The sequence below is a fragment of the Paenibacillus harenae genome (assembly GCF_030812415.1).
GTDB lineage: Bacteria > Bacillota > Bacilli > Paenibacillales > Paenibacillaceae > Pristimantibacillus > Pristimantibacillus harenae_A.
On the sequence record NZ_JAUSST010000004.1, the window covers coordinates 88,633 to 112,413 of the forward strand.

Below are 23,781 nucleotides of genomic sequence, written 5' to 3' on the forward strand. Positions count from 1 at the left end.
GAACGATGAAGAAGATGAAAAATGCGGTACGCAAATTTTGGAAGTCCGAGGAAGGCCTCGGCACGCTTGAAATTATTTTGATTATTGCTGTCGTGATCATTATTGCCTTGTTATTCAAGGATTGGATAATTGAATTAATCGAGCGGTTGATGGGTAAAGCGGATGACCAAGCGGATCAAATCTTCTCCTAACGGCAGCAAAGCTCGATTGGCATCCAAACGTGTTGCAGATTGGGCCCGATGCGAGAACGGGAGCTTCACGCTTGAATCGGCAATCGTGATGCCGTTGCTGCTTGCAACCATAATGCTGTTCATCGTGTTCGGGATGTATATCTATCAAAAGGTTATCGTTTATTACGCTGCTTCCTCTACCGCGGAGAGAGCCGCCTTCGGTTGGGACAACAGCAATCGCGATGCGAGAAGCGGCATGCTCGCGAAGCCTGAGTATGACGGCTTGTATTGGAGAATCGGAGATAACCAAATGCTTCAAAGCTTATTCGGTTTGGCTGGCGGAGGGGGTGATGCCCAAGTGGAGCTGTCAGGCAATCAGAGCGATGCTAATGATTCGGGACAATCGGGCGGCTTGCCGGAGCGCAAGCTTATGCAGGCATCTTCCTGGCTGCGAGGGGAAGAGATGAACTACAAGGGCGAGCTTTCGTTCGCACACGGTCTATTGCAGAACAAAGTGCAAGTGAAGCTGAAGCAGCCGCTTTCCTTCCCGCAAGATAGGCAGGAAGGCGGCTGGTTAAGCCGTGAGCCGAAGACGGTTGCTGCAGCTAAGGTGGTCGATCCTGTTGAGTTCATCCGCAATGTCGATCTCGTTCGCTATTATACGACCAGGTTCCAGAACCGCAGTGGCGGAGCACCTTTATCGAAGACGCAAGCCGCGCAAGCACTCGTACCTTATCAAGGAGCAACCGGGGGTGCGGCGCAATAATGGCGAACGATCAATCAACGAGAGGGGAAGCGGTATGAAGGGACGTGGAGTAAAAGCGTTGCTCTTTCGGGAGGATGGGGCTGTTACTGTGTTTGCCGTCATCGTTCTTTCCTCTTTGTTGTTATTTTTTGCGGTCCTCATTGATTATGCCCGTATCGGAGCGCTGCATAAGCATGCAGAGGATACCGTACGGTCAGGGGTAAGATCGGTCTTATCTGCCTACGATGCAGGCTTATACGAGCGTTACGGTCTGTTCGCTAGGGGCGGCACAAGCGGCCAAACGATATTCGAGCAGGTCGTGTCGGCGAACACAGAGGAAAAAAGTGGAGCAGGCAGCAGCGGATTCAGCATCGTTGACGGAAAGCTTGAGACGTCAGAACTTCTGATGGCTGACGTGCTCGGCAGCCATGATATATTCGTCAGGCAGGTGCTGGAGGAAATGAAATATAAAGCACCGATTGACTTTACGCTGGAGCTTGTGGCGAAGTTTGCGCCAATGGCAGGCGAGATGAAAGAGGCTGCGGCTACCGTCAACTTGCTGGAGAGTATGAAGCGGCTGTATGAGAATCGGGAAGCGTCGCTTGCCCGCGTGCTCGCCATGCAAGAGCAAGCGGCAGCAGCGCTTAGCGGCAGCGGAATAGATGCAATGATTCCCGTCCAAGCAAGAGGAGCGGCCGGTAATGGAGATACGGCGGTCGCGATAGCTGCTGGCTTCGCTGCCTATGCAGCGAACGTGCAGCAAGATGAATTGCTTCAAGAGGATGAGGAACCGTTGTATGCCGAGGACATAGCCGCTTACGAGCAGCACGCGATCTCGTTCGCCGGCAGTCTTCGCCGGCAGAGTGCAAGCGTGCAGCAGCAGCATGCTAAATTGAAGGCAAGCGCGTTCCAAGAGCTTGAGAAGGCGAGGAAGCTGAACGATGAGATGCAGTTGCTGGAACAGCAAGTGAATGCTGCCGCGAATCGTTCGGATTATGATGCAGTTGGGAGTCATGCGGATCGAACGGGAGGAGAACGGCTTCCAGGCAGCGCCGTCTCCGATATAGAGGAGGTCAAGCAATCAGCAAAGCAAATGTTGCTACCCGACAGCTGGTTCCAGCAATATAAACGGGAGCTGGAGGGTCAGATTGCGGCAGCAGCCGCATTTGATATGGATATAGGCCGATTCCAGACGAATGTATCTTCAGCGATATCAAGGCCTGTCACCATGAGCTCGGGCAATACGCTCGTGTCCGCTATCGGGGCGATGAGGCTGTCTTATGGCGAATATGATGAGGACTACATTCGTCCAGCAACGATTATCGAGAAACGACGAGCTTTGCTCCAAGACGCAGATTTGAATAGCCGATTGAAGGAACAGGAGGCGAAGGCAAAGTCGTTATGGCAGCAAGCTCGAAATATGCTTGACGGCTTCTCGTCCGTTCCGCAATTGGAAGAGCATATAAAGGTATACGAGGAGATCCAGAAGAAGAGGAACGATAATTTACAGTTTAATCAGAAGCAAGCTGATGCGGCGGAAACGGCCGAAGACGGCCCAGCGGGGAATGCGCATGATGCCGCGGAGCAATCGCAGCAATTCATGGGGGGATTGTTTACAGGCATGGCAGGTATGCTGGAGCGTTCGCGGGATTCGATTTACTACGGTGAGTATATCGTGGACAGGTATACGGTTTTTGCCCCGCAGAACTTGCGTGCCATGCTCTTGAACGGCGATACGGGCGTGCTCTCGCAAGCCATTTCCTTCCACAACCAGGAGGCTGAATATGTGATATACGGCTTTCATAATCCGATCAGCAATTTAGCTGCCGCTTACGGTGAATTGTTCGCTGTGCGGATGGCGATTCGAACGATGGAAGGGCTGATCCAGAGCCGTACGTTAGGCCATCCGCTTCTTATTTTATCCGCTGCGCTCATCTACGGTCTCGAGAAGACGATGGAGGACATGATTGCGTTCACGGAACGCGGTTCAGCTCCGCTGTCTAAGTATGTGACTACAGAGGTGTCGTATTTGGATTACTTGCGGCTGTTCATGCTTATTCATAGCAGTGACCAAGCAGGATTGCTGGCGCGCATGATCGCCGTTATCGAGCAAAATACGGGTACAGTGCTGTCGGCATCGCCATCTGCAATTACCGGCGAAGCAAAATTATCGATGAATCTATGGTTTTTGCCCGGTGCGATGCAGGCGATGGGCAAGTTTGGATTACTGCGAGGAAGGGTTGTCGGCAACCGTTATGAGACTATACAAACAATCGGCTCGTCGTATTGATAAGGCAAATACGAGACTTAATAGCGAGCAGGGCTCGATTGTAGTAGAGGCCTCGTTAGTTATGCCGCTTATTCTCATATTGCTCCTTGTATTCATTGTTCTCATTCGGCTATGTGCAGTTCAGATGGCTCTTCACTCGGCAGCATCGCAAGCTGTACGTCAGATTGCAGCACATATCCATCCGATTGATCTGGTACTTCAGCAGGCTGCCGCAGTTAATCCGCTCGAAGCAGCATCCCCGGTGCCGAAGAGCAGTTGGGGCGATATTGCCGGAGAAGCTGCCCAGTGGCTCCCCGATCCGGCTGGACAACTGATCTCATCCGCGCTTCAAGGAAATTGGAAGCCGCTGCAGGATATGGCGGGCACCGAGCTGGGACGCTCGGTCGTTGAGCCGGTGCTCCAAGAAGCTGCCGATCAGGCGATACTTGAACCGGAGCGAATACGTTTGAGCCATCTTGCTTTGCCTGATTTAAAGAAGGAGACCGAACCTCTCTTAACGATGTCGGTCGAATATGAATTTCCTTTAAAGCTCCCATTCATCGGAAAGCCGATTATTTTGCGGGATCAAGCATCCGAACGGGTATGGGTAAGCGATGCCGCCGCAGCCGCTTATGGTCATGAAGCGGAGGGCGAGAACATTGTTCCGCTGCAAATCGTCTCGATTGAGCCAACTCCGGTACGGCCTGGCAGGAAAGCAACGGTTATCGTCAAGACAACGCCAGGAACTTCCGTTTCACTGGACGTCATTTACAAAAGCGGACATAGCAAAGCGAAGCACTTGGGAGCTACGACAGCCGATGCCAACGGTTATGCGACATGGACTTGGCATGTATCGGGCAACACGACGCCAGGGAGCTGGATGTTGACGGCAGAGGCTGCTTCTCAGCAGGAGCATGCCGTATCGCGTTATTTTGTAGTGGAGAAGGTAGACGGGGAGTAAGAAGGAGAGGTGAGGGATGTGAACATAGTGATTCTGACAGCAGCGGCAGTTCTTCTGATCGTGGCATTCATTACCGATGTTAGCAAGCAGATCATACCGAATAGGTTAACGATTTTTTTCTTTGGCGCCGGCGTTCTGTTCCATTTGATCGCAGGCGGCATCCATGACGGCGCGGCGGCAGTTGCCGGAGCTGCAGCAGGCTTCGTTCCGCTGCTCCTTCTGCACCTCGCCAAGGGCATCGGCGCTGGCGATGTTAAGCTGTTCGGGGCGCTAGGCGCATGGATTGGCGTTGGCGCAGTGCTGCAATTGCTGTTGTACTCGATTCTGTATGCAGGATTAATCGGCGTTGTCATCGCCGTCATCTATCGTTCTTTCAGCGGCAAAATGACGGTTGAAATGACGGCGTTGCTATTGCCGGGGGATGAGCCAAAGAAAAGGCAATGGCTGAGGTTCGCAGATTCGGGCAAAAAGTTTCCGTTCATGCTCGCAGTCTTGCCTGCGGCGGTTACCGTGCGGATAATGCTGGGTTGAAAAGAGATAGGTAAGAGGAAGGAGAGAGCGGATTGCATAATTTTAGAATTGATTTCTCTATGAATCGCGGCCATGAAATGTTGATTGACACGGAAGAAGGGATCAATCGGAGCAGCCTCGATGATATTGAACTTCATATGTTGCGCGGGGAAAAAATTCCGTATCTATTGCCTGTCGATTGGTTCGAGCTGGACGGGAAGGTTACTTTCCGTTACGCGTTGGATGGGCACAAAATGCTTCTGCATCGGCTTCAATTAGAGCCTTTAACGATGCATCAGTATTATACGCTAGTGCTCGGATTGACCGACGCGCTGAGCGAATGCCGCCATTACATGTTAAGGCCGGAAGGCTGCCTATTAAACGAATCATTTATTTTCATTGGCGAACAGCTGCACGATGTGCGTCTTGCTTACGTTCCGATTAAGGCGTCCGAGACTGAAGCTGGAACTAGCTCCAATGAGCTTATGTCGCTTATCGTTCGTTGGACTTCCAACGTGGATATGCTGGACGGCGAAGGCTTGAAGCGATTGCTGCGCCAATTGAGCAGCAACAAATGGCCGCTTGTTGAGCTTCGGTCTACGCTGCTTGAGCTAATTGGAGGCATGACGCCGGTAATGGTGGAGACGGTCGAGTCTAATCATGCGTCTGCATGGTCGGCCAGTATGTCTGCCGCACCTAAATCTATGCCAGTGGCGATCCGTTCGTTGCAAGATGGGCCCCTTGAATCCGTGCTGCCAATACCGGCGTTAGCGTCGGAACGAGCCATTTCGAAATTGAATGATGAAGAGGAAGAGCTAACCGCTCAGCAACAGTCTGCGAATGCGGGCAGATCCAAATGGATCGGCGCAGCAGTTCTGCTGCTCGCGACAGCTTGTATATGGCGGTTTGTGTATCTCGTTTCACCTTCAAAGCAAACGATGCTTATAAGCGCTGCGATGACACTTATGCTGGTTGTTGGTTTTATATTCGTCTGGAGAAGGAATAGCCAAATATCTAAGCCGATTCAGAGTACGATCTTGAATCAGGATCATGAGCTTGCATATAGCCGGTTAAGTGCCGCATCAGAAGATATAATAGAGTCTATAAATCCGGATCAACAGATACAACAAAACCGTTATAGCCTTAAATTTTCTGCAAACGAGGACGATAGGCAGACCTATCATAATGAAGCATCCGGTGGTGTTGACTTTCAACAAGTAATGAAGTCAGTAGATAACGAGACTTCCCTTATAGAAAATCGCGCGACGCCGGGCATCGAGCCGACGGTGCTCCTGGCCAAGCCCATGAAGGAGAAGAAAGTTGAATTGACAGCAAAGCTGTATCGCCGATGGCAAGGGGAGACAACGGTGATTGAATGGCTGGAACCCAATCTGAGGATTGGGAGGGCTGGCGAACAAATAGGATATGAGGAGCTGGCAAGCGGCGTCTCTCGCATGCACTTGGAATTCGAATCTTCGCAAGGCGAGAGGGTGGTTAAGGATCTTGGCTCGAGCAACGGAAGCACATTGAACGGAGAGCCTATGATTCCTTATAAAGCATACAAAATAACCGCCGGCGATGTCATACAGCTGGCGGGTGCTAAAGGGCCTATTTATGAGTTGCGTCTGGAATAGATATGATTCATTCCGGAAATTTATTTGCGAGCGAAAATCGCATTTAAGCAGCTTTCCGCGGTCGGATACAGAAATGTAAATCCAAGCTTCATCGATTTGCGAGGGAGAGCCCGCTGGCCTTCGAGAATAAGCACAGACATTTCGCCAAGCGCTGCTTTCAATACAAAGGCAGGCACGGGAAACCAATGCGGCCGCCCCATGGCATTGCCGATTGCGCGGCCGAACGCATCGTTGCGGAGCGGATTTGGCGCGGATGCATTAACAGCGCCGCTGATACTGTCATTGTCTAAGCAGAACAGCATAAGACGGACGATGTCGTCGATATGAATCCAGGAGAGCCATTGCTTTCCGCTGCCGATCCGGCCTCCGCCGAACAGCTTGTACGGAAGTGCCATAAGCGGGAAGGCTCCTTCCGCACGATCCATGACAAGTCCGACGCGCAGCTTTACCAGCCGCTCAGCAGGTATGGAATCCGCAGCGCGTTCCCACTCCTTCACTACCCCCGACAAGAAGTCGGTAACAGAAATAGGACTGCTTTCGTCGAATTCGCCGTCAAGCGACATGCCGTAGGCACTGATGCCGGACGCGTTAATGACGACCTTCGGTTTATGTACAAGCGCATCGTGAAGAGCGGCGATGCGGGCCGCGGCAGTAAGCCGAGATTGCAGGACGCGATGCTTGGCATCGGCCGTCCAGCGCTGGTTGATCGATTCGCCGGACAGGTTAATGATCGCATCAATACCTTCCAATAAGGAAGGTGTCCGCGCCACATCGTCCCAAGACGTATAACGAAGCGTTTTGGGAGATCCAATCGGACTCTCGTTCCTGTTGCCGGCACGTGAAATGATAATAACCTCATCAGATCGAGCCAGCAGCGCCTTCGTCAGCGCCTTGCCGATAAATCCTGTTCCCCCGGCGATCGCAACCCGCATCGTTCCCGCTCCTTTTTAGTTATCTAGTGCAATGCTGGACAACCATAGTTGTTTCAAGCCGCCATCGATATCCTTCTCCGTATACTCGAATTTCACCTTGGCTTCTTCAGGCAGAGCATCAATCGCAGCTTTTTGATCTTCCGTTATTTGGAATACAGCAGCTCCCGACGCCGTTACGATTTCTATGGAATGGGTATCTACGATACCTGTGAACGTGCCTTTATCCGACTTCGTCTCAGGCGCATTCGTATCGCCTTCCGAAGCGTTTCCGCCACCGTCGTTCGTGGCATTGTTATCGGTATCGGTATTATCCGAGCCTTCTACATCGGGGTCGACCATGCCGCTTCCATCCGGCAAATCTTCAACCTGCTGCGGCGGATTATTCGTAGCGTCGGGACTCTGGCTTCCCGTCTTGTTTGAATTGTCTCCTCCGCACGCTGTTGCGGCGAGCATGACGGCCAGCAATACGGCGCCCGCCGCTGCTGCTTTCGTACGTTTTTTGCGTTTTGATGAGTTCATCATGTGAACCACCTCCTGAAGTAAATGTAGCGTAGCGGAATGTTTCTAACTAGCATACGCTAAAAAGTTTGCAATCACTGTTAAGTGTTTGTACCCATATAAACGAATGTTGAATAGCAATGGTTACATTTATTTTGTGAGCGCAAGACTATGGAACAAATGAAGAAAGCCGCGGATTAGCGGCTTCTCCTCATTATTTATTGAGCAAATGTTTATATGGGGCATAGTCGATGCCCTTGCGGTCAAGAAAGGTTACTAGGCTGCGGTAATCGCGCTTCGGCGTTGCGCGTATGTATCCTTCGATGCAGTGCTCGCGCGTCACGGATTTTGCACCGTGCTCGATGGCCACTTGGCCGATCTTGGCTGCAATGGAATGTTTAGCTATATCGCGAAAGGCGCTGGGGACAGGGGAGACGAGTTCGTCAAGCAGCGACTTGGAGTCGTCGTTCCACATGCTGCGGCTGCGTTCGACCCAATAGTTTTGCCAGTCGAGCTTGGACTTGCCGTCCCGCATCGGAAGCACCTTCAGAAATTTTCGAAACATGAAAAATCCGCCAACCGACATAGCTCCGACCATGACAATTGCCCAAAAGACAATAAAATACATAAACCAATCGGGAGTACCCTTCATCGTTAACATTCACCTCACAAACGAATTATACCGTATTCCTAGATTTATTTCGACATTCCTTGTAAAATAGGGAGAATCAACGAAAAAGGGGCGGTTAAAGGATGCTAAAAATAGGTTCCCATGTATCGTTTTCGGACAAGGGGCTGCTTAACGCGGCTCAAGAAGCAGTGTCATATGGCTCAAGCACATTCATGATCTACACCGGAGCGCCGCAGAATACGAGGCGCAAGCCGATTGATGCGTTATATATTGAAGAAGGCAAAGCGGAAATGGAAGCGGCGGGCATTAATGAAATCGTCGTACATGCGCCGTATATCATTAATTTGGGCTCTTACAAGGAAGATACGTTCGAGCTCGCTGTCAACTTCCTTCAGGAGGAAATACGCCGTACCGATAAGATCGGCGTACGCAATATCGTGCTTCACCCGGGAGCTTATACCGATAAGGACGCTGAGTTCGGCATTGCCCGTATTGCAGATGGCCTCAATCAAGTACTAGAAGGCACGAAGGAAACGAACGTTAATATCGCGCTGGAGACGATGGCCGGCAAAGGCACCGAAATCGGCCGGAGCTTCGAGGAAATAGCGGCAATTATCGATAAGGTTCAATACAACGAGCGTCTAACGGTATGCATGGATACATGCCATATGCACGACGCAGGCTACGACCTCATTGGCGATCTGGACGGCGTAATGGAGAAGTTCGATCGTACGGTAGGTCTGAACCGCGTGGCAGTCGTCCATATTAATGATAGCAAAAACCCGGTTGGCGCAGGCAAAGACCGTCACGCACCGGTCGGCGCAGGCTGGTTAGGTCACGACGCGATCAAAAATATCGTGCATCACGAGGCGCTCCAAGGCCGTCCGTTCATTCTCGAGACGCCTTGGATCGGCAAGCAGGACAAAACGGAGCGTCCGATGTACGAGGCGGAGATCGCGCTGCTTCGCGGCGACGCCCGCGCACGACTAGGCGAGTCGTTCTTCGAGGACGTGGAGCGTCTGCATCATTTCTTCGGCAAGCAGGACATCGATTCCAGACTTTATGTGCTGTCGGTGTGGGAGCTGCTCAAGAACGACGCAAAGGCGAAGAAAGCCGATCCGCGCGAACCGATGGAACGTTTGTACGATCTTGTGATGGCGGATAACCCGCTTGCTTCTTCATTGTCGGAGGAGCAAGTCAACCAGCGGATTACAGCTTGGTTCGGCGGCAAGCATCTGCTTGCTACGGTATAAGCGAGTCCAAATCTAATAGAGCAAAGGAAGTAAACGTAGATGTCATCACAATTCAATCAATCTCAAAACGCTGCATCGGCAGCCGATAAGAGCGGACGCGCCCGGATGCTGATCTCTTGTCCGGACCGTCCGGGCATTGTCGCTGCGGTGTCGCATTTCCTATACGAGCATGGGGCTAACATTGTCCAGTCCGATCAATATTCGATGGATCCGGAGGGCGGCATGTTCTTTATTCGTTTCGAGTTCGATCTGAATGATCTGGATCGCGAATTGCCGGTATTGGTCGAGGATTTCGCAAGAGTGGCCGACCGCTTCGACATGAAATGGCATACGTTCCGCGCCAGCCGCAAGAAACGCCTCGCTATCTTCGTATCGAAGGAGGATCATTGTCTGCTTGAGCTGTTGTGGCAATGGAAGGCAGGAGATCTGGACGCCGACATATCGATGGTCATCAGCAATCATCTGGACATGCAGGAGATGGTTCAATCGTTCGGTATTCCGTACCATCACATTCCGGTAACGGCCGACACAAAGGCGGAAGCGGAGAAGAAGCAGATGGAAGTCGTCGCCGATAAGGCCGACATTATCGTGCTTGCCCGTTATATGCAAATCATCTCGCCGAAGTTCATCGAGCAATTCCCGAATCGCATTATCAACATCCATCACTCGTTCCTGCCTGCGTTCGTCGGCGGCAAGCCGTACGCGCAGGCTTATACGCGCGGAGTTAAGCTGATCGGAGCAACGGCTCACTATGTAACGGAAGAGCTGGACGGCGGGCCGATTATCGAGCAGGACGTCGAGCGGGTCAGCCATCGCGATAACGTGAACGAGCTTAAGCGAATCGGGCGCACGATCGAGCGCGTCGTCCTTGCCCGCGCCGTGAAGTGGCATATCGAAGACCGGGTCATTGTACACCAGAACAAAACGGTTGTATTCAACTAGTCCGATCATTTTAGGATGGAAAACAGCCCACCGGAGTGATACAATGTTCAAAGTTGTTATTAGGCTGAGAAGAAACGACTACGATGTCCTTTTTTAGGACAAAGTGTTTCGTGAAAAATATAGGCGCAAGTATATGGGGAAAACTTATACATTCCTATGTTCAAGGTGAAACGGCTGATGCCGTCCCTAGGCGGCACGGCGCGTTTCTTCCGAAGAAGCATAAGCATAGTATAGGGTGAAACTTATACTTTCTTATACTTTTAATAAGACCGTATCGTTCATGTGCAATTGTGAAACGATAACAAATTAGATTCAACTATTAGGAGGAAATAGGAATGACTGTTACACAAAAATCGATTGACCAACTGTCGATTGATACGATCCGTACGCTTGCGATCGACTCGATCGAGAAAGCCAAATCCGGTCACCCGGGCATGCCGATGGGCGCTGCTCCAATGGGGTATCAATTGTTCGCCAAAAATATGAACCATAACCCGTCCAACCCGACTTGGGTTAACCGCGACCGTTTCGTATTATCCGCGGGACACGGCTCGATGCTGCTATACAGCCTTCTGCACCTCTCAGGCTACGATCTTCCGATTGAGGAACTGCAAAACTTCCGTCAATGGGGCTCGCTGACTCCAGGTCACCCGGAGTACGGCCACACCGCCGGCGTTGACGCAACTACGGGTCCGCTTGGACAAGGTATTGCAATGGCTGTCGGCATGGCAATGGCTGAGGCCCAGCTTGCCGCTACTTATAACAAAGAAGGCCATAACGTTATTAACCACTTCACATACTCGATTTGCGGCGACGGCGACTTGATGGAAGGCATCTCCCATGAAGCTGCATCGTTCGCAGGCCACCTTGGTCTTGGCAAATTGGTTGTTCTCTATGATTCCAACGACATCTCACTTGACGGCGAATTGAGCCTTTCCTACTCGGAGAGCGTTCAGAAGCGTTTCGAAGGTTACGGCTGGCAAGTGCTTCGCGTTGAGGACGGCAACGATCTTGACGCGCTGTCCAAAGCGGTTGCAGAGGCTCAAGCCGATCTGTCCAAACCGACTTTGATCGAAGTTAAAACGGTAATCGGCTACGGCAGCCCGAACAAAGGCGGCAAAGGCGGTCATGCAGGTCCTCACGGTTCCCCGCTTGGCGTTGACGAAACGAAGCTGACGAAGCAAGCTTACGGCTGGAACGAGGAGCATCAATTCCACGTGCCTGACGAGGTTCGCGCAAACTTCGCGGAAGTGAAAGCAAACGGCGAGAAAGCTAACGCTGCTTGGGAAGCCGCTTTCGCTGCTTACAAACAAGCATACCCAGAGCTTGCCGCTCAATTCGAGACAGCAATCGCTGGCGAATTGCCTAAGGGCTGGGATGCTGCGCTTCCTGTCTATACGACGGAAGACAAGCCGGTTTCCACACGCGTCGCTTCCGGTAACGCGCTGAACGGTCTTGCAGCTAACGTGCCTAACCTTGTTGGCGGCTCCGCCGACCTTGAGAGCTCGACAATGACGCACTTGAAAGGTTTGACGCAATTCAAACCAGGCAGCTACGACGGCCGCAACATCTACTTCGGCGTTCGCGAGTTCGGTATGGCTGCAGCAATGAACGGTATTGCGCTTCACAGCGGTCTGAAAGTATTCGGCGGTACGTTCTTCGTATTCACCGACTACCTGCGTCCGGCGATCCGACTTGCCGCTCTGATGAAGCTTCCTGTCGTATACGTGCTTACGCATGACAGCATCGCCGTCGGCGAAGACGGTCCAACGCATGAGCCGATCGAGCAGCTCGCTTCGATCCGTATCATCCCCGACCTTACGGTTATCCGTCCTGCCGACGCGAACGAAACTTCCGCGGCATGGGCTTATGCAACGGAGAACACGGATGGTCCGGTAGCGCTCGTTCTAACTCGCCAAAACTTGCCGATCCTTGAAGGTACGGTTAACAACGTTCGCGAGAACGTAAGCCGTGGTGCTTATGTAGTGTCCGACGCTGCAAACGGCAAGCCGCAAGCGCAAATTCTTGCGACGGGCTCCGAGGTTCAATTGGCGGTAGCCGCTCAGAAGGCGCTTGCCGAAGAAGGCATTCAAGTACGCGTCATCAGCATGCCGAGCTGGAATCTGTTCGAGAAGCAATCGAAGGAGTACAAAAACTCCGTATTGCTTCCTGAAGTTAAAGCTCGTCTTGCAATCGAAATGGCTCATCCTTTCGGTTGGGAGCGTTACACGGGCGACCAAGGCGACATCCTTGCGATCGATCGTTTCGGCGCATCGGCTCCTGGCGACCGCGTAATCAAAGAGTACGGCTTCACAGTTGAGAACGTTGTTAGCAAAGTGAAAGCATTGCTGTAAGAACGGCTTCTCCGCTTTAGCATTCGATAGATAAAGGAGCTTACAAGTACTTATGTCCCAATTCGAAAACGTAACAGTAGTCAAAAAAGCGAACGTCTACTTTGACGGCAAAGTAACAAGCCGCGTAGTCGTGTTCCCGGACGGAACGAAAAAAACGCTCGGCATTATGCTGCCAGGCGAGTATGAGTTCGGTACGGATTGCGTCGAAATCATGGAAATCCTTGCCGGCGACCTGAAAGTGCTGCTTCCTGGCGAAAGCGAATGGCTGCACATTCAAGGCGAAGGCGAATTCACCGTACCTGCGAACACGAAGTTCAAGCTTCAAGTCGCTGCGGTATCCGACTACTGCTGCTCGTATATTTACGAGTAAGTTAAGTCATACAAGAATGAGGGCTGTACGCTTAGGCGTGCGGCCCTCTTCTTCGTCTTAAAGAATGCGAAAGCGCAAAATTCGATTTTCCGTGACAAAGATCGCCGGAATTGAATTGTTTTGGCCTGTGGAATCGGATAAAGTTAATGGAAACAGGATACAGGCTGGGAGGATTACATGCCATGGAACAAAAAAACTATACACCGCTTATCGCGATCTTATCGGTTGTGCTGGTCGCCATTATCGCCGTATTGTTCTTCTTGCCGGCTTACGACGGCGAGGTGCATTTTGACGTGACGATATTGCCGCTGCTGAATGCGATCTTCAACTGCTTCACATTCATCGCGCTTGTCGTTGCCTTGACCGCTATTCTAAAGAAAAACATTCGCATGCACAAAGCGTTTATCTTCGCCGCCTTCGGCTCGACGACTCTGTTTCTAATCTCGTATGTGACGTACCACTACTTGACGGAATCAACGAAATACGGCGGCGAAGGCATTCTTCGCTCGATTTACTTCTTCGTTCTGCTGACCCATATCGTTCTTGCGATCGTAGTTGTGCCGCTTGCCTTAATGTCGGTCGTAAGAGGGTTGTCGATGCAGGTAGAGAAGCACCGCAAAATCGCAAGATGGACAATGCCGATCTGGCTGTACGTTAGTTTCACTGGCGTTGTCGTATACCTGATGATTTCGCCTTACTACTCCTGATACGCTATATCAAAAAAGGGGCTGCCTTGGTCGATTAACGACCGAAGGCAGCCCCTTCTCTAGAGGTTAGTCGCGTCCGCTCAGCTTGCGACCGATCCATTGCTCGTAAGCTTTGCCAACGCTGGCCATATCAAGCGCGCCGAGTCCCATGGCGTCGCCGACTTGGAACAAGCTCTTCGCCGCTTCCAGCATCGGCGTAGGTACTTTCAGGCTGTCGGACAACACCGACGACAAGCGCAGATCCTTGAGCATAAGCTCTAGAGAGAATTGAACGTCGTAATTGTCCTCCAAAATTTTCGGACCTTTGAGTTCCGCCGTACGGCTCGCCGCTCCGCCCGACTGGACAAGCTCGATGAACGCTGCTCCGTCAATGCCGCCTTTGGCAGCGATCGCCATGCCTTCGACAAGGGCGACCGCATTGATGCCGACGATTGTATTATGCGCCAGCTTAGCGGTTGCCCCGCTGCCGCTTGCGCCCATTGGAATGACTTTGCGACCCATCGCAAATAGGATGTCCTGCACGCCGGCAAGCGTCGCTTCCGATCCGCCGACCATGAATACGAGCGTGCCGCCCTCGGCTGCCGGCTTACTTCCCGTAACAGGAGCATCGAGGAAGCTCGCTCCGAGTCCCTCGGCCGCTTTCGCAAGCTCCAAGGCGAGCGTTGGCGATATAGTGCTGCTGTCAATCAACGTCATGCCGCTGCGTACGGCTGCGAACACGCCGCTCTCGCCCCAGTAGACTTGTCTAATCGCATCATCGTTGCTAATCATCGTAATGACGATATCCGACGCAGCCGTTACTTCGAAGGGAGAGCCCAGCTCAGTGGCGCCAAGTCCGATTAGCTCGCTTGCTCTGCCCGGTGTACGGTTATATACGCTTACCTGATGGCCTTTGCGCAGCAAATTAGCCGCCATGCCGATACCCATTACGCCTAACCCGATAAATCCAATTTTTTTCATAATGATTTCCTCCGATTTCCAAATGGCTTTTGCATCAATTATACATCCACTTTAAAAAGTTTTCATGGTTTGCGAGCTTGTTTTTATATGGTAAATCCGATATTCTAAATGCTGAGTTGCAAATCGTTATCATAACACTGGTTATCCGCATGCTTGACCAAAACCTAGGAGGTCTTAATTTCCATGAGCAAAACAGTAAAGTTCGACTACAGCAAAGCGCTGACTTTCGTCGGTCAGAACGAGCTTGATAACCTTGCAGGCGCGGTACGCCTCGCACACGAACAATTACATAATGGCACGGGAGCAGGCTCGGATTACTTGGGCTGGATCGATCTTCCGACCAATTACGATAAAGAAGAGTTCGCTCGCATCAAACAAGCGGCAGACAAAATCAAATCCGATTCCGAGGTGCTGATCGTCATCGGCATCGGCGGCTCGTACCTTGGCGCGCGCGCGGCGATCGAGATGCTGTCGCATTCGTTCTATAATATTTTGCCGAAGGAACAGCGCAAGACGCCTCAGATCCTGTTTGCAGGCAACAACATCAGCTCAAACTACGTGACCCACCTGCTGCAGCTGGTAGAAGGCCGCGACTGGTCGATCAACGTCATTTCGAAATCCGGCACGACGACGGAGCCGGCAATCGCATTCCGCGTATTCCGCGCTGCGCTGGAGAAGAAATACGGCAAGGAGGAAGCGCGCAAGCGCATCTACGCTACGACCGATGCTTCCAAGGGCGCACTGAAGAAGCTGTCGAGCGAAGAGGGCTACGAATCGTTCATCATTCCTGACGACGTGGGCGGACGTTATTCCGTGCTGACTGCCGTTGGCTTGCTGCCGATCGCCGCTGCCGGCATCGATATCGATGCGATGATGCAAGGCGCTGCCGACGCGTCCAAAGAATATGCGAACCCGAATCTCGCGGAGAACGAGGCATACCAATATGCGGCAGCCCGCAACGCGCTCTACCGCAAAGGGAAAGCAACGGAAATTCTCGTCAATTACGAGCCCGCGCTTCACTTCGTGTCGGAGTGGTGGAAGCAGCTGTACGGCGAGAGCGAAGGCAAAGATTATAAAGGCATCTTCCCGGCAGCGGTTGACTTCTCGACCGATCTGCACTCGATGGGCCAATTCATCCAAGAGGGCAACCGCAACATTTTCGAAACGGTTATCCAAGTGAATGAAGTCGCGGAGCAAATTACGATCGAGCATGATTCCGAGGATTTGGACGGACTCAACTTCTTGACGGGCAAGACGATGGACTTCGTGAACAAGAAAGCGTTCGAAGGCACGTTGCTTGCGCACACGGACGGCCAAGTGCCGAACCTGATCGTGAACATCGCCGACATGACGCCGTATTCATTCGGTTATCTGGTCTACTTCTTCGAGAAAGCTTGCGGCATCAGCGGTTACCTGCTCGGCGTTAACCCGTTCGACCAGCCGGGCGTCGAAGCGTACAAGAAAAACATGTTCGCGCTGCTTGGCAAACCAGGCTTCGAGAAGGAAAAAGCGGAGCTTGAAGCGCGCCTGTAATCGGCTGCCGCGAGAAGTCTAACCTATGCTGAACAACTATCGGACGGTCCGACAGGAAGCAAGCGCAGAGATCGTGATCAAGAAGTCCCGGTTCATCGGCTATGCGAAGCCGGTAGAGACGGAAGAAGAAGCGGTAGCCTTCATTGATGAGATCAAGCGGCTGCACCGCCAAGCAACGCATAACTGCTCGGCTTATATGATTGGGGAGCGCGATCAGCATCAGAAGGCTTCCGACGATGGCGAGCCGAGCGGAACGGCAGGCAAGCCGATCCTCGAAGTGATTAAGAACAAAGGTCTTAAAAATGTAGCCGTTGTCGTGACGCGCTACTTCGGCGGCATCATGCTCGGTGCGGGCGGACTTGTCCGCGCTTATACGGACGGCGCGGTGGCGGGTATCGAGGCTGCCGAGGAGATCGTAAATGTGCTGCACCGGGAAGTGTTCGTTGATGTCGACTACACCTGGTACGGCAAGCTGGAGAACGAGCTGCACGGCAGAGGAACGCGTGTCGGCGGTACGGAGTTCACCGATCGCGTAATCGTCCGCTGCCTGCCGGAGGAGCAGGAGGCGGAAGCCTTCATCGCCTGGATGACCGATCTGACGCAAGGTCAGGCCGTTATCGGCGAAGGCGAGAGTCTATACTGCATTGAAGGCGAATAACATAAGGAGGAGCATTGGCGACAGCTGGTCGCCCGTGCTCCTTTTGTTCCTTTGTTATCTATAAATTTTCGCAATGATTTTCATCAGAAACTGTTAATTAACCATTGACTGCAACCTTGCCGGGATGCTACATTATTAATACCTAGTAACTTAATAGGAATTATGTTTTTTTCTTTGCTACACCTACGGTACGAACCGATGGTCTGGAGGTTAAGTCACAGTGAATGCCATGTTTCGCGGAAGAGGATGGAGCTTTGGTTTCCGGAGCGCCATTATGCTCTATTTTGTCATTCTTATCGTATTGCCTATTGTCGGAATTTATACGCAGTCCTTCTCGCTGGGCTGGCTTCCTTTCTGGGAAAGCGTCTCGGACCCGTTAGCGTGGAAGGCCGTGCTGCTAACCGTCAAGCTTTCGGTTATTGCTACAGTTATTAACGTGTTTCTTGGAACAATGATTGGCTGGGTGCTGATCCGCTACCGGTTCCCGGGGCGCAGACTGCTCAATAGCTTGGTCGATTTGCCGTTCGCGTTGCCTACCGCGGTAGGCGGACTGATGATCCTGCTGCTGCTTGGGCCGGGGAGCCTCGTTGGAGGCTTGGCGGGCAAGATGGGCATCGAGATCGTATTTCATGAACCGGCGATCGTTGTCGCGATGTTGTTCGTTACGTTCCCGTTCGTTATTCGGGCGATCCAGCCATTGCTGGAGGAGCTTGACAAGTCGGAAGAAGAAGCGGCATATATGCTGGGCGCATCCCGTGCCAAGACGTTCTTCAGCGTCATCTTCCCTTCGATGCTGCCGGGTATTTTGAGCGGCGCGATGCTTGCCTTCTCCCGTGCGCTGGCGGAATTCGGCGCGGTCGTACTCGTTGCAGGCAATATTCCAGGGAAGACGCTTATCGCGTCGGTATATATTTTTGGCGAAATCGAAAGCGACAATCCGCAAGGCGCAGCCGCTATATCCGTCATGCTGCTGACGCTGTCCTTCATCATCCTTTGGACCGTTAACCTCATTCAAGCAAGGAGGTCGGGACAATGACGATTAGAAGGCTTTGGATTACGCTCACTTATATTGTATTTGCTCTGCTGCTTATCGCACCGCTGGTGAAGATCTTTACCGGTTCGTGGGCGGAAGGGTGGAGCGGCTTCATAGAAGGCATCACCCGGAAGCAATCGCTGCATGCCTTGATGATGACAGGGATTATCGTCGTTATCGTTACGGCGCTTAATACCGTATTCGGCATCATGCTGGCGCTGTACCTCGTCCGGGCCGAATGGATCGGCAAACGGATGAAGCGGCTGCTTAACAGCATTGTTGACTTGCCGTTCGCGGTATCGCCGGTTATCGGCGGCTTGATGATCGTACTTATTCTTGGGCCTAACACCGTCCTTGGCGCATTGTTCGAGGATGCGGGAATCAAGATCGTATATGCGCTGCCGGGCATGGTGCTCGCTACGCTATTCGTAACTTTCCCGCTTATGGTGCGCGAGGTGATGCCGGTGCTGCAGGAAATCGGTTCGCAGCAGGAAGAAGCGGCCTCGACGCTGGGGGCATACTCTTGGTATACGTTCTGGAAAGTGACTTGGCCCGCGATTCGATGGGGCGTTATTTATGGGGTCGTACTTACCGTGGCGCGGTCGCTTGGCGAATTCGGTGCTGTGCTGGTCGTCTCAGGCAATATAATGAACAAAACGCAAACCGCGACTACGCTAGTTTATCAGGATGTCGAAAATTTCAACGTCGTTGCCGCCAATGGCATCGCGCTTGTGCTTGCGGCTTTCTCCGTGGGGCTGCTGCTCTTAATGGAGTGGGCAAAAAAACGAAAGGAAGTGCACTGACCCATGCATATTGAAGTGCGGAATCTTGATAAAAGCTTTGGCGACTTTCATGCCGTGCAAAATGTAAGCTTCGAGATCGAAAAAGGCCACCTGATCGGCCTGCTTGGACCAAGCGGCGGCGGCAAGACGTCGATCCTGCGTATGCTGGCAGGGCTGGAGACGCCTTCCTCGGGCGATATCTTGTTTCACGGCAAGCGTGTAAACGACTTGCCTCCGCAAGAGCGCGGCATCGGCTTTGTGTTCCAGAACTATGCGCTGTTCAAGCATATGACGGTCTATGATAATATCGCGTTCGGCTTAAAAGTAAAGAAGCAGTCGAAGGAACAAATTCGCGAGCGTGTTATGACGCTGGTAGAGCTGACCGGACTCAAAGGGTTCGAGCATCGTTACGCGCATCAGCTGTCCGGCGGCCAACGCCAGCGTGTCGCGTTCGCCAGAGCGCTTGCGCCGGAGCCGCAATTGCTGCTGCTCGACGAGCCGTTCGCCGCTATCGATGCGAAGATCCGCACGGAGCTCCGTACATGGCTCAAGGAAATGATCGAGCGTGTCGGCATTACATCGATTTTCGTTACGCATGACCAAGAAGAAGCGATTGAAGTCGCCGACGAAATCATGATAATCAGCAAAGGCAAGCTCGAGCAGAAGGGTACGCCGTGGGAAATTTATAAAAATCCGCAAACGCCTTTCGTAGCAAGCTTCATCGGCGAGTCCACCATTGTTGAAAATGTAGAGAAGCTCAAGGGCTTCGAGGACGCAAGCAAGGTTGCCGGCACGAAGGCGCTTATCCGTCCTGAATATATCGAGATCGGCAAGCCAGGAGAGATCAGACTCGCTTCCGCTACGATGGATGGCAAGGTAAAGCATTTGCACTTCCGCGGCAGCGAATGGATGGTAGAGCTTGAGGTAGGGGATACGAAGCTTATTACGTACCGCTCGCTGGAGAAGGAAGTCCTGCATCCCGGCGATCAGGTCAGCGTGCTCGTGCACCGCGCCTACTTGTTCAACGACAACGAGAGCTGGATCGAGGAAAACAAGCTGAAGGTCGATCCAATGCCCATTCATATCTGATTTCGAGTCGAATGATTAGCCATCCATCTTAGCAGAAAGAGTTGTATGCGAACATGAAATTATATCGAGCAACAAGCCAGCGTCTGATCGCATTGCTGCTGGCTGCGGCGCTGCTAACGATAGCGGGCTGCAGCGGCAATGGGCATAACGATCCCGGCGCTGAATCTTCCGTACCAGACGGCGATGTAACGCTTGTAATCGGTGCATATTCGGTTGTTAAGGACGCATTCGGAGATATTCTTCCGAAGTTCCAAGCGTACTGGCTGGAGAAGACCGGCCAGAAGGTGTCGTTCCAGGAATCGTACGAAGCATCGGGGACTCAGGCGCGCGCGATTGCAGGCGGCTTTGAGGCGGATGTGGCGATTATGGCGATGGAGGGTGACCTCGACAAAATCGCGGAAGCCGGTTTCATTACGGAAGATTGGAAGACGCAGAGCAGCGGCGGCATGATTACGAATTCGATCGTCGTTATGGGTACGCGCGAAGGAAATCCGCTAGGCATTCAAGATTGGGATGACATCACCAAGCGCGGCGTGAAGGTGCTGTATCCGAATCCGAAGACGTCGGGCGGCGCGCAATGGGACATTAACGCCATCTACGGCGCCGGTCTGAAGAAGTCGGAGCGGGAAACGGGTACTAAGGATCCGGCATATGCCAAGAGCTTCCTGAAGTCGGTACATGAGAATGTAGAGTCGCTGGATAAGAGCGGGCGCGCTTCGATGGCTGCCTTCGAATACGGCGTCGGCGATGTAATCGTTACTTACGAGAACGAGCTGTTATCGCGGATTAAGCAAGGCGTCGACTACGATATCGTTATTCCATCCAGCACGATTCTGATCGAGAATCCGGCTGCCGTCGTCGATAAGAACGCCGACAAGCACGGTACGCGCGAGCTAGCCGAAGCGTTCATTGCCTACTTGCACAGCGACGATGCACAGCGCATCTTCGCCGATTACGGCTTCCGTCCCGTGAACGAGGAGGTGGCCGCAGAGACGGCAGATCGGTTTACCGTTCCGGAAGGACTGTTCGACATTTCATATCTCGGCGGCTGGGCAGAAGTAAGAAAGACGCTATATTCGAAGAAAGGCGTCTGGTACCAGGTGCTGGCAGACTTATAATTTAATCCGCATGAACAAGAAACCTCGGCTCGGAGCGCCTCGTCTTAAGGATACAGCGCTGCGAACGGAGGTTTTTTCCTTTCGTACCGTTGCAACTTTTGAATGCATAGTACCGTCTTACAAGCAAAGAGGTGAATCGCATGCACAAAAGATCCTTACGAGCGGCGCTAACATTGATCGCAATGGCAGTGGTCTTGTCCGTGCTTGCCGGCTGTTCGGTAGGCAAGCCGCCTTTGCCAGTCGTTAAAGCAGGGAAAACGCAAATCAAGGCTTATCAGAGCAGCTATTGCTGGGGCAATACTTGCGCCGATTATGCTGATCCGGAATCAATGCTAAAGGATGAACCAGCGATAGAAGTATCCAGCGGAGCGGACATCTCTATTGCGTTCAAGAACAGATCGAAGCCTTCTACGATGACCGTTAAGCAATTCAAAGACGGGCAACCGACCGATGTTCCTTTTGCTAAAGGCAAGATAACGGCGCCGACGGAGAAGGGCGTTTATTATTTCGGAGTGTCCGCTTGGTGGAGAAAAGGCAAATTGTCGAAGGGGAGCACTTCGGCTGCGTTTGCGATCGAAATCAAATGAGGAGAGTTTCGGGAGCCGAACGGCTTCAGGGCATTCTCCTTTTTTTTGCGTTGACCGCGAAGGGGATTTAAACCAATAAGGCGAATAGTAATATATTGCTGATTTTTTACCATTCGCCGCATTGTTCGGCAATGCGCGATTACGGAGTTGAATCGATGGTTAACAGTCTCCTATTTGTCGTGTTATTAACCGTCATTATACACGCCGCCGAAACGTTGTCTTATGCGGTTCGGTATGCTGGCGTCAAAATGAACAAGATCGCGGTAGCCCTCTCCTTGACAGGCATTATCGTACTCATATCGAGAACCGCCAACATGCTGCAAGCTCTTACAACCGGACATTTCGTCGATCATGCAAGGACGGATGCAACCTTCGACATACTCGGCTACTTCCGGATCGTATTGTTCGCAGCCTCCATTGGAACGTTAATCGCAATCGCGCTGTTTCCGACGTTCGTTCCTCTATGCGGAAGAATTATTGCCCGCCTGGAAGTAACCGGGTCGATACCGAAGTTGCTTTCCAGCGTCACGCTAGGGCAATTAAAAAATGCGAAGCGTTACATCAAGAGGCCGCGCATTCGGCTAAGCTCCTTTCGCTACTTGGGCATTCCGAAGCGGTTTATTTTCCTCAACGTTGCGGTTACGGCATTCTATACGGTAGGTGTCATTTCCGCCTTATACGCGGCCCATCTTGTGCCGGCATTAAGCACGACCGCATCGCAGACATCGGGCATTATAAATGGTATTGCGACGGTGCTGCTTACGATATTTATCGATCCGCAGCTTGGGCTGATCATGGATAAGGCGACGAAGGACGAAACGGCGAAGAGCCAGCTCGGCAAAATATATACGCTGCTCATGGTATCCCGCTTCTTCGGTACGCTGCTCGCCCAACTGCTTATAGTACCGGCCGCTTATTTGATTATCACAATCGTTAAGCTTATTTAAGAAGGAGAGTCGGCAAGTGGATATGAAACTTTTTACGCTCGATGAAGCGAATGTACTGTTGCCCGTGCTTAAGCAGGAGCTGTATAAGCTGCAGGCACTCATCGACGAGATTGACGATCGATATTTGGAACTGCAGACGATTAAGGCGAAGCATAAGTTGTCTGCGGAAACGCGAGAAACGGCGCCCGACCCTTATTTTGAACAGGAAAGCCAGCTTGATTTCATGAGAATGGAAGCAGAGCTCCAGATTAGCAACTTTACGCGCAAAGGCGTTTTGATAAAATCGATATCTCCGGGCCTATTGGATTTTCCGGCAATACTGGAAGGGGAGGAAGTGCTTCTCTGCTGGAAGCAGGGTGAGGACCAAGTTTCCCATTATCACGGTTGGAATGAAGGTTTCATGGGACGCAAACCATTTCCTTAAGGAGATAACCGTAATTCGTTTGCGTATTTCGGCAAATTGTATTACGATTAAATTATAATTATTCTAAAAAACTAGCTTTGTCACGGGATAGGCGCTTTCTGTATCGGCTTTGCTATAAGTGATTAGAGGAGGTACCTGATAATGTTGAACATCAATGCGGAAATCGATAAAATCAATCGTCATCTGATGGCGAACGGATACAAATTGACGACACAACGCGAGATTATTTTGCGGGTACTGCTTGAGAATGAAGAAGATCATCTGAGCGCAGAGGGCGTATTCATGCTCGTTAAGGCTACGTATCCCGAGATTGGCCTTGCTACCGTCTACCGTACGCTAGAGCTGCTCGCGGAGCTTCATGTCGTTGAGAAAATGAATTTCGGCGACGGCGTAGCCCGCTACGACTTGCGCGATGCGGATCACGAACATATGCACCACCATTTGATCTGCGAGGTATGCGGCTCGCTTCAGGAAATCAAAGAAGACTGGTTGACGGAAATCGAAGAGCGGATCGAACGCGAATTCGGCTTCAAAGTATCCGATCATCGTTTGGACTTTACCGGCACGTACAAAAAGTGCAAAAACGGCAGCGGAACCTGCAAGAAAACGGGCAAAGCCGTATCGTAAGCAGTATCGTGAATACAATCGCAATAAGAAAAGGTTGAGCTCTCTAT

At 52.0% G+C, this 23,781-nt stretch carries 25 protein-coding genes; 21 read left to right on the forward strand and 4 right to left on the reverse strand.

Annotation, left to right across the window (positions count from 1 at the left end; translation table 11 throughout):
* Positions 1-5: 5 nt before the first annotated feature.
* The 6 genes from J2T14_RS15360 to J2T14_RS15385 are packed head-to-tail and all read left to right on the forward strand — an operon-like array spanning position 6 to position 6,289.
* On the forward strand, positions 6-191 hold the full coding sequence (locus J2T14_RS15360) for a Flp1 family type IVb pilin (RefSeq protein WP_307472128.1): 186 nt from the start codon (positions 6-8) through the stop codon (positions 189-191).
* Between the two features lie 16 nt (positions 192-207).
* Entirely contained in the window at positions 208-936 is a 729-nt protein-coding gene (locus tag J2T14_RS15365; RefSeq protein ID WP_307472130.1) for a TadE family protein, read from the forward strand.
* Positions 923-3,205 carry a TadE/TadG family type IV pilus assembly protein gene (locus J2T14_RS15370; protein ID WP_307472132.1) on the forward strand — a complete coding sequence of 761 codons (2,283 nt, stop codon included), beginning with the start codon at positions 923-925 and terminating at the stop codon, positions 3,203-3,205. Before J2T14_RS15365 ends, J2T14_RS15370 begins: the two co-directional genes overlap by 14 nt.
* Complete coding sequence (locus J2T14_RS15375; protein WP_307472134.1) at positions 3,171-4,145, forward strand: TadE/TadG family type IV pilus assembly protein; 975 nt, start codon at positions 3,171-3,173, stop codon at positions 4,143-4,145. Before J2T14_RS15370 ends, J2T14_RS15375 begins: the two co-directional genes overlap by 35 nt.
* 18 nt (positions 4,146-4,163) lie before the next feature.
* The gene (locus J2T14_RS15380) at positions 4,164-4,676 is read left to right on the forward strand and encodes an A24 family peptidase (RefSeq protein ID WP_307472136.1); all 513 of its coding nucleotides are present in this window, start codon (positions 4,164-4,166) and stop codon (positions 4,674-4,676) included.
* 32 nt (positions 4,677-4,708) lie between these two features.
* Entirely contained in the window at positions 4,709-6,289 is a 1,581-nt protein-coding gene (locus J2T14_RS15385) for a DUF6382 domain-containing protein (protein ID WP_307472138.1), read from the forward strand.
* Between the two features lie 20 nt (positions 6,290-6,309).
* Here J2T14_RS15385 and J2T14_RS15390 read toward each other — a convergent pair whose 3' ends face one another.
* From J2T14_RS15390 to J2T14_RS15400, 3 genes are all read right to left on the reverse strand, one after another.
* Complete coding sequence (locus tag J2T14_RS15390) at positions 6,310-7,221, reverse strand: TIGR01777 family oxidoreductase (protein WP_307472141.1); 912 nt, start codon at positions 7,219-7,221, stop codon at positions 6,310-6,312.
* Between the two features lie 15 nt (positions 7,222-7,236).
* Positions 7,237-7,743, reverse strand: coding sequence for a hypothetical protein (locus J2T14_RS15395; RefSeq protein WP_307472143.1), 507 nt, complete (start codon positions 7,741-7,743; stop codon positions 7,237-7,239).
* 190 nt (positions 7,744-7,933) lie between these two features.
* On the reverse strand, positions 7,934-8,371 hold the full coding sequence (locus tag J2T14_RS15400) for a DUF2621 domain-containing protein (protein WP_307200835.1): 438 nt from the start codon (positions 8,369-8,371) through the stop codon (positions 7,934-7,936).
* A 101-nt stretch (positions 8,372-8,472) separates the two neighbouring features.
* On the opposite strand from J2T14_RS15400, the gene J2T14_RS15405 reads away from it, so the two are divergent.
* From J2T14_RS15405 to J2T14_RS15425, 5 genes are all read left to right on the forward strand, one after another.
* On the forward strand, positions 8,473-9,603 hold the full coding sequence (locus J2T14_RS15405; RefSeq protein WP_307200833.1) for a deoxyribonuclease IV: 1,131 nt from the start codon (positions 8,473-8,475) through the stop codon (positions 9,601-9,603).
* Positions 9,604-9,642: 39 nt separating this feature from the next.
* Entirely contained in the window at positions 9,643-10,545 is a 903-nt protein-coding gene (gene purU, locus J2T14_RS15410; RefSeq protein ID WP_307200832.1) for a formyltetrahydrofolate deformylase, read from the forward strand.
* 335 nt (positions 10,546-10,880) lie between these two features.
* Positions 10,881-12,899, forward strand: a complete 2,019-nt coding sequence (gene tkt / locus J2T14_RS15415; RefSeq protein WP_307200830.1) for a transketolase — start codon at positions 10,881-10,883, stop codon at positions 12,897-12,899.
* Positions 12,900-12,951: 52 nt separating this feature from the next.
* Positions 12,952-13,269, forward strand: a complete 318-nt coding sequence (ppnP, locus tag J2T14_RS15420; RefSeq protein WP_307200828.1) for a pyrimidine/purine nucleoside phosphorylase — start codon at positions 12,952-12,954, stop codon at positions 13,267-13,269.
* A 182-nt stretch (positions 13,270-13,451) separates the two neighbouring features.
* Positions 13,452-13,976 carry a DUF420 domain-containing protein gene (locus J2T14_RS15425; protein WP_307200826.1) on the forward strand — a complete coding sequence of 175 codons (525 nt, stop codon included), beginning with the start codon at positions 13,452-13,454 and terminating at the stop codon, positions 13,974-13,976.
* A 66-nt stretch (positions 13,977-14,042) separates the two neighbouring features.
* Here the strand turns inward: J2T14_RS15425 and J2T14_RS15430 are convergent, their stop codons facing one another.
* Complete coding sequence (locus J2T14_RS15430) at positions 14,043-14,936, reverse strand: NAD(P)-dependent oxidoreductase (RefSeq protein ID WP_307472145.1); 894 nt, start codon at positions 14,934-14,936, stop codon at positions 14,043-14,045.
* 183 nt (positions 14,937-15,119) lie between these two features.
* On the opposite strand from J2T14_RS15430, the gene J2T14_RS15435 reads away from it, so the two are divergent.
* From J2T14_RS15435 to fur, 10 genes are all read left to right on the forward strand, one after another.
* Positions 15,120-16,469, forward strand: coding sequence for a glucose-6-phosphate isomerase (locus J2T14_RS15435; RefSeq protein WP_307200822.1), 1,350 nt, complete (start codon positions 15,120-15,122; stop codon positions 16,467-16,469).
* A 25-nt stretch (positions 16,470-16,494) separates the two neighbouring features.
* Positions 16,495-17,127: a YigZ family protein gene (locus J2T14_RS15440; protein ID WP_307472147.1), complete on the forward strand. Its 633-nt coding sequence runs from the start codon at positions 16,495-16,497 to the stop codon at positions 17,125-17,127.
* A 229-nt stretch (positions 17,128-17,356) separates the two neighbouring features.
* Positions 17,357-18,163 carry a sulfate ABC transporter permease subunit CysT gene (cysT, locus tag J2T14_RS15445; RefSeq protein ID WP_307472937.1) on the forward strand — a complete coding sequence of 269 codons (807 nt, stop codon included), beginning with the start codon at positions 17,357-17,359 and terminating at the stop codon, positions 18,161-18,163.
* 2 nt (positions 18,164-18,165) lie between these two features.
* Positions 18,166-18,963 carry a sulfate ABC transporter permease gene (locus J2T14_RS15450; protein ID WP_307201036.1) on the forward strand — a complete coding sequence of 266 codons (798 nt, stop codon included), beginning with the start codon at positions 18,166-18,168 and terminating at the stop codon, positions 18,961-18,963.
* A gap of 3 nt (positions 18,964-18,966) precedes the next feature.
* Entirely contained in the window at positions 18,967-20,031 is a 1,065-nt protein-coding gene (locus tag J2T14_RS15455; RefSeq protein WP_307472149.1) for a sulfate/molybdate ABC transporter ATP-binding protein, read from the forward strand.
* A 53-nt stretch (positions 20,032-20,084) separates the two neighbouring features.
* Entirely contained in the window at positions 20,085-21,149 is a 1,065-nt protein-coding gene (locus J2T14_RS15460; protein ID WP_307472151.1) for a sulfate ABC transporter substrate-binding protein, read from the forward strand.
* A 140-nt stretch (positions 21,150-21,289) separates the two neighbouring features.
* On the forward strand, positions 21,290-21,736 hold the full coding sequence (locus J2T14_RS15465) for a hypothetical protein (RefSeq protein WP_307472153.1): 447 nt from the start codon (positions 21,290-21,292) through the stop codon (positions 21,734-21,736).
* 155 nt (positions 21,737-21,891) lie between these two features.
* A complete protein-coding gene (locus J2T14_RS15470; protein ID WP_307200811.1) occupies positions 21,892-22,683 on the forward strand; it encodes a lipid II flippase Amj family protein in 792 nt (263 codons plus the stop codon).
* Positions 22,684-22,705: 22 nt separating this feature from the next.
* The gene (locus J2T14_RS15475; RefSeq protein ID WP_307201034.1) at positions 22,706-23,107 is read left to right on the forward strand and encodes a DUF2203 domain-containing protein; all 402 of its coding nucleotides are present in this window, start codon (positions 22,706-22,708) and stop codon (positions 23,105-23,107) included.
* Between the two features lie 141 nt (positions 23,108-23,248).
* The gene (gene fur, locus J2T14_RS15480) at positions 23,249-23,734 is read left to right on the forward strand and encodes a ferric iron uptake transcriptional regulator (RefSeq protein WP_307200809.1); all 486 of its coding nucleotides are present in this window, start codon (positions 23,249-23,251) and stop codon (positions 23,732-23,734) included.
* Positions 23,735-23,781 lie beyond the last annotated feature (47 nt).

Excerpts from the sequence above, each read along its gene's own strand:
- J2T14_RS15470 (WP_307200811.1), top strand. The coding sequence starts at position 21,892 with ATGGTTAACAGTCTCCTATTTGTCGTGTTATTAACCGTCATTATACAC.
- J2T14_RS15405 (WP_307200833.1), top strand. The coding sequence starts at position 8,473 with ATGCTAAAAATAGGTTCCCATGTATCGTTTTCGGACAAGGGGCTGCTT.
- J2T14_RS15460 (WP_307472151.1), top strand. The coding sequence starts at position 20,085 with ATGAAATTATATCGAGCAACAAGCCAGCGTCTGATCGCATTGCTGCTG.
- J2T14_RS15425 (WP_307200826.1), top strand. The coding sequence starts at position 13,452 with ATGGAACAAAAAAACTATACACCGCTTATCGCGATCTTATCGGTTGTG.
- tkt (WP_307200830.1), top strand. The coding sequence starts at position 10,881 with ATGACTGTTACACAAAAATCGATTGACCAACTGTCGATTGATACGATC.
- J2T14_RS15390 (WP_307472141.1), bottom strand. The coding sequence starts at position 7,221 with ATGCGGGTTGCGATCGCCGGGGGAACAGGATTTATCGGCAAGGCGCTG.
- purU (WP_307200832.1), top strand. The coding sequence starts at position 9,643 with ATGTCATCACAATTCAATCAATCTCAAAACGCTGCATCGGCAGCCGAT.
- J2T14_RS15430 (WP_307472145.1), bottom strand. The coding sequence starts at position 14,936 with ATGAAAAAAATTGGATTTATCGGGTTAGGCGTAATGGGTATCGGCATG.
- cysT (WP_307472937.1), top strand. The coding sequence starts at position 17,357 with ATGTTTCGCGGAAGAGGATGGAGCTTTGGTTTCCGGAGCGCCATTATG.
- J2T14_RS15395 (WP_307472143.1), bottom strand. The coding sequence starts at position 7,743 with ATGATGAACTCATCAAAACGCAAAAAACGTACGAAAGCAGCAGCGGCG.
- J2T14_RS15455 (WP_307472149.1), top strand. The coding sequence starts at position 18,967 with ATGCATATTGAAGTGCGGAATCTTGATAAAAGCTTTGGCGACTTTCAT.
- J2T14_RS15465 (WP_307472153.1), top strand. The coding sequence starts at position 21,290 with ATGCACAAAAGATCCTTACGAGCGGCGCTAACATTGATCGCAATGGCA.
- J2T14_RS15440 (WP_307472147.1), top strand. The coding sequence starts at position 16,495 with ATGCTGAACAACTATCGGACGGTCCGACAGGAAGCAAGCGCAGAGATC.
- ppnP (WP_307200828.1), top strand. The coding sequence starts at position 12,952 with ATGTCCCAATTCGAAAACGTAACAGTAGTCAAAAAAGCGAACGTCTAC.
- J2T14_RS15475 (WP_307201034.1), top strand. The coding sequence starts at position 22,706 with ATGAAACTTTTTACGCTCGATGAAGCGAATGTACTGTTGCCCGTGCTT.
- J2T14_RS15360 (WP_307472128.1), top strand. The coding sequence starts at position 6 with ATGAAGAAGATGAAAAATGCGGTACGCAAATTTTGGAAGTCCGAGGAA.
- J2T14_RS15400 (WP_307200835.1), bottom strand. The coding sequence starts at position 8,371 with ATGAAGGGTACTCCCGATTGGTTTATGTATTTTATTGTCTTTTGGGCA.
- J2T14_RS15375 (WP_307472134.1), top strand. The coding sequence starts at position 3,171 with ATGAGACTATACAAACAATCGGCTCGTCGTATTGATAAGGCAAATACG.
- J2T14_RS15435 (WP_307200822.1), top strand. The coding sequence starts at position 15,120 with ATGAGCAAAACAGTAAAGTTCGACTACAGCAAAGCGCTGACTTTCGTC.
- fur (WP_307200809.1), top strand. The coding sequence starts at position 23,249 with ATGTTGAACATCAATGCGGAAATCGATAAAATCAATCGTCATCTGATG.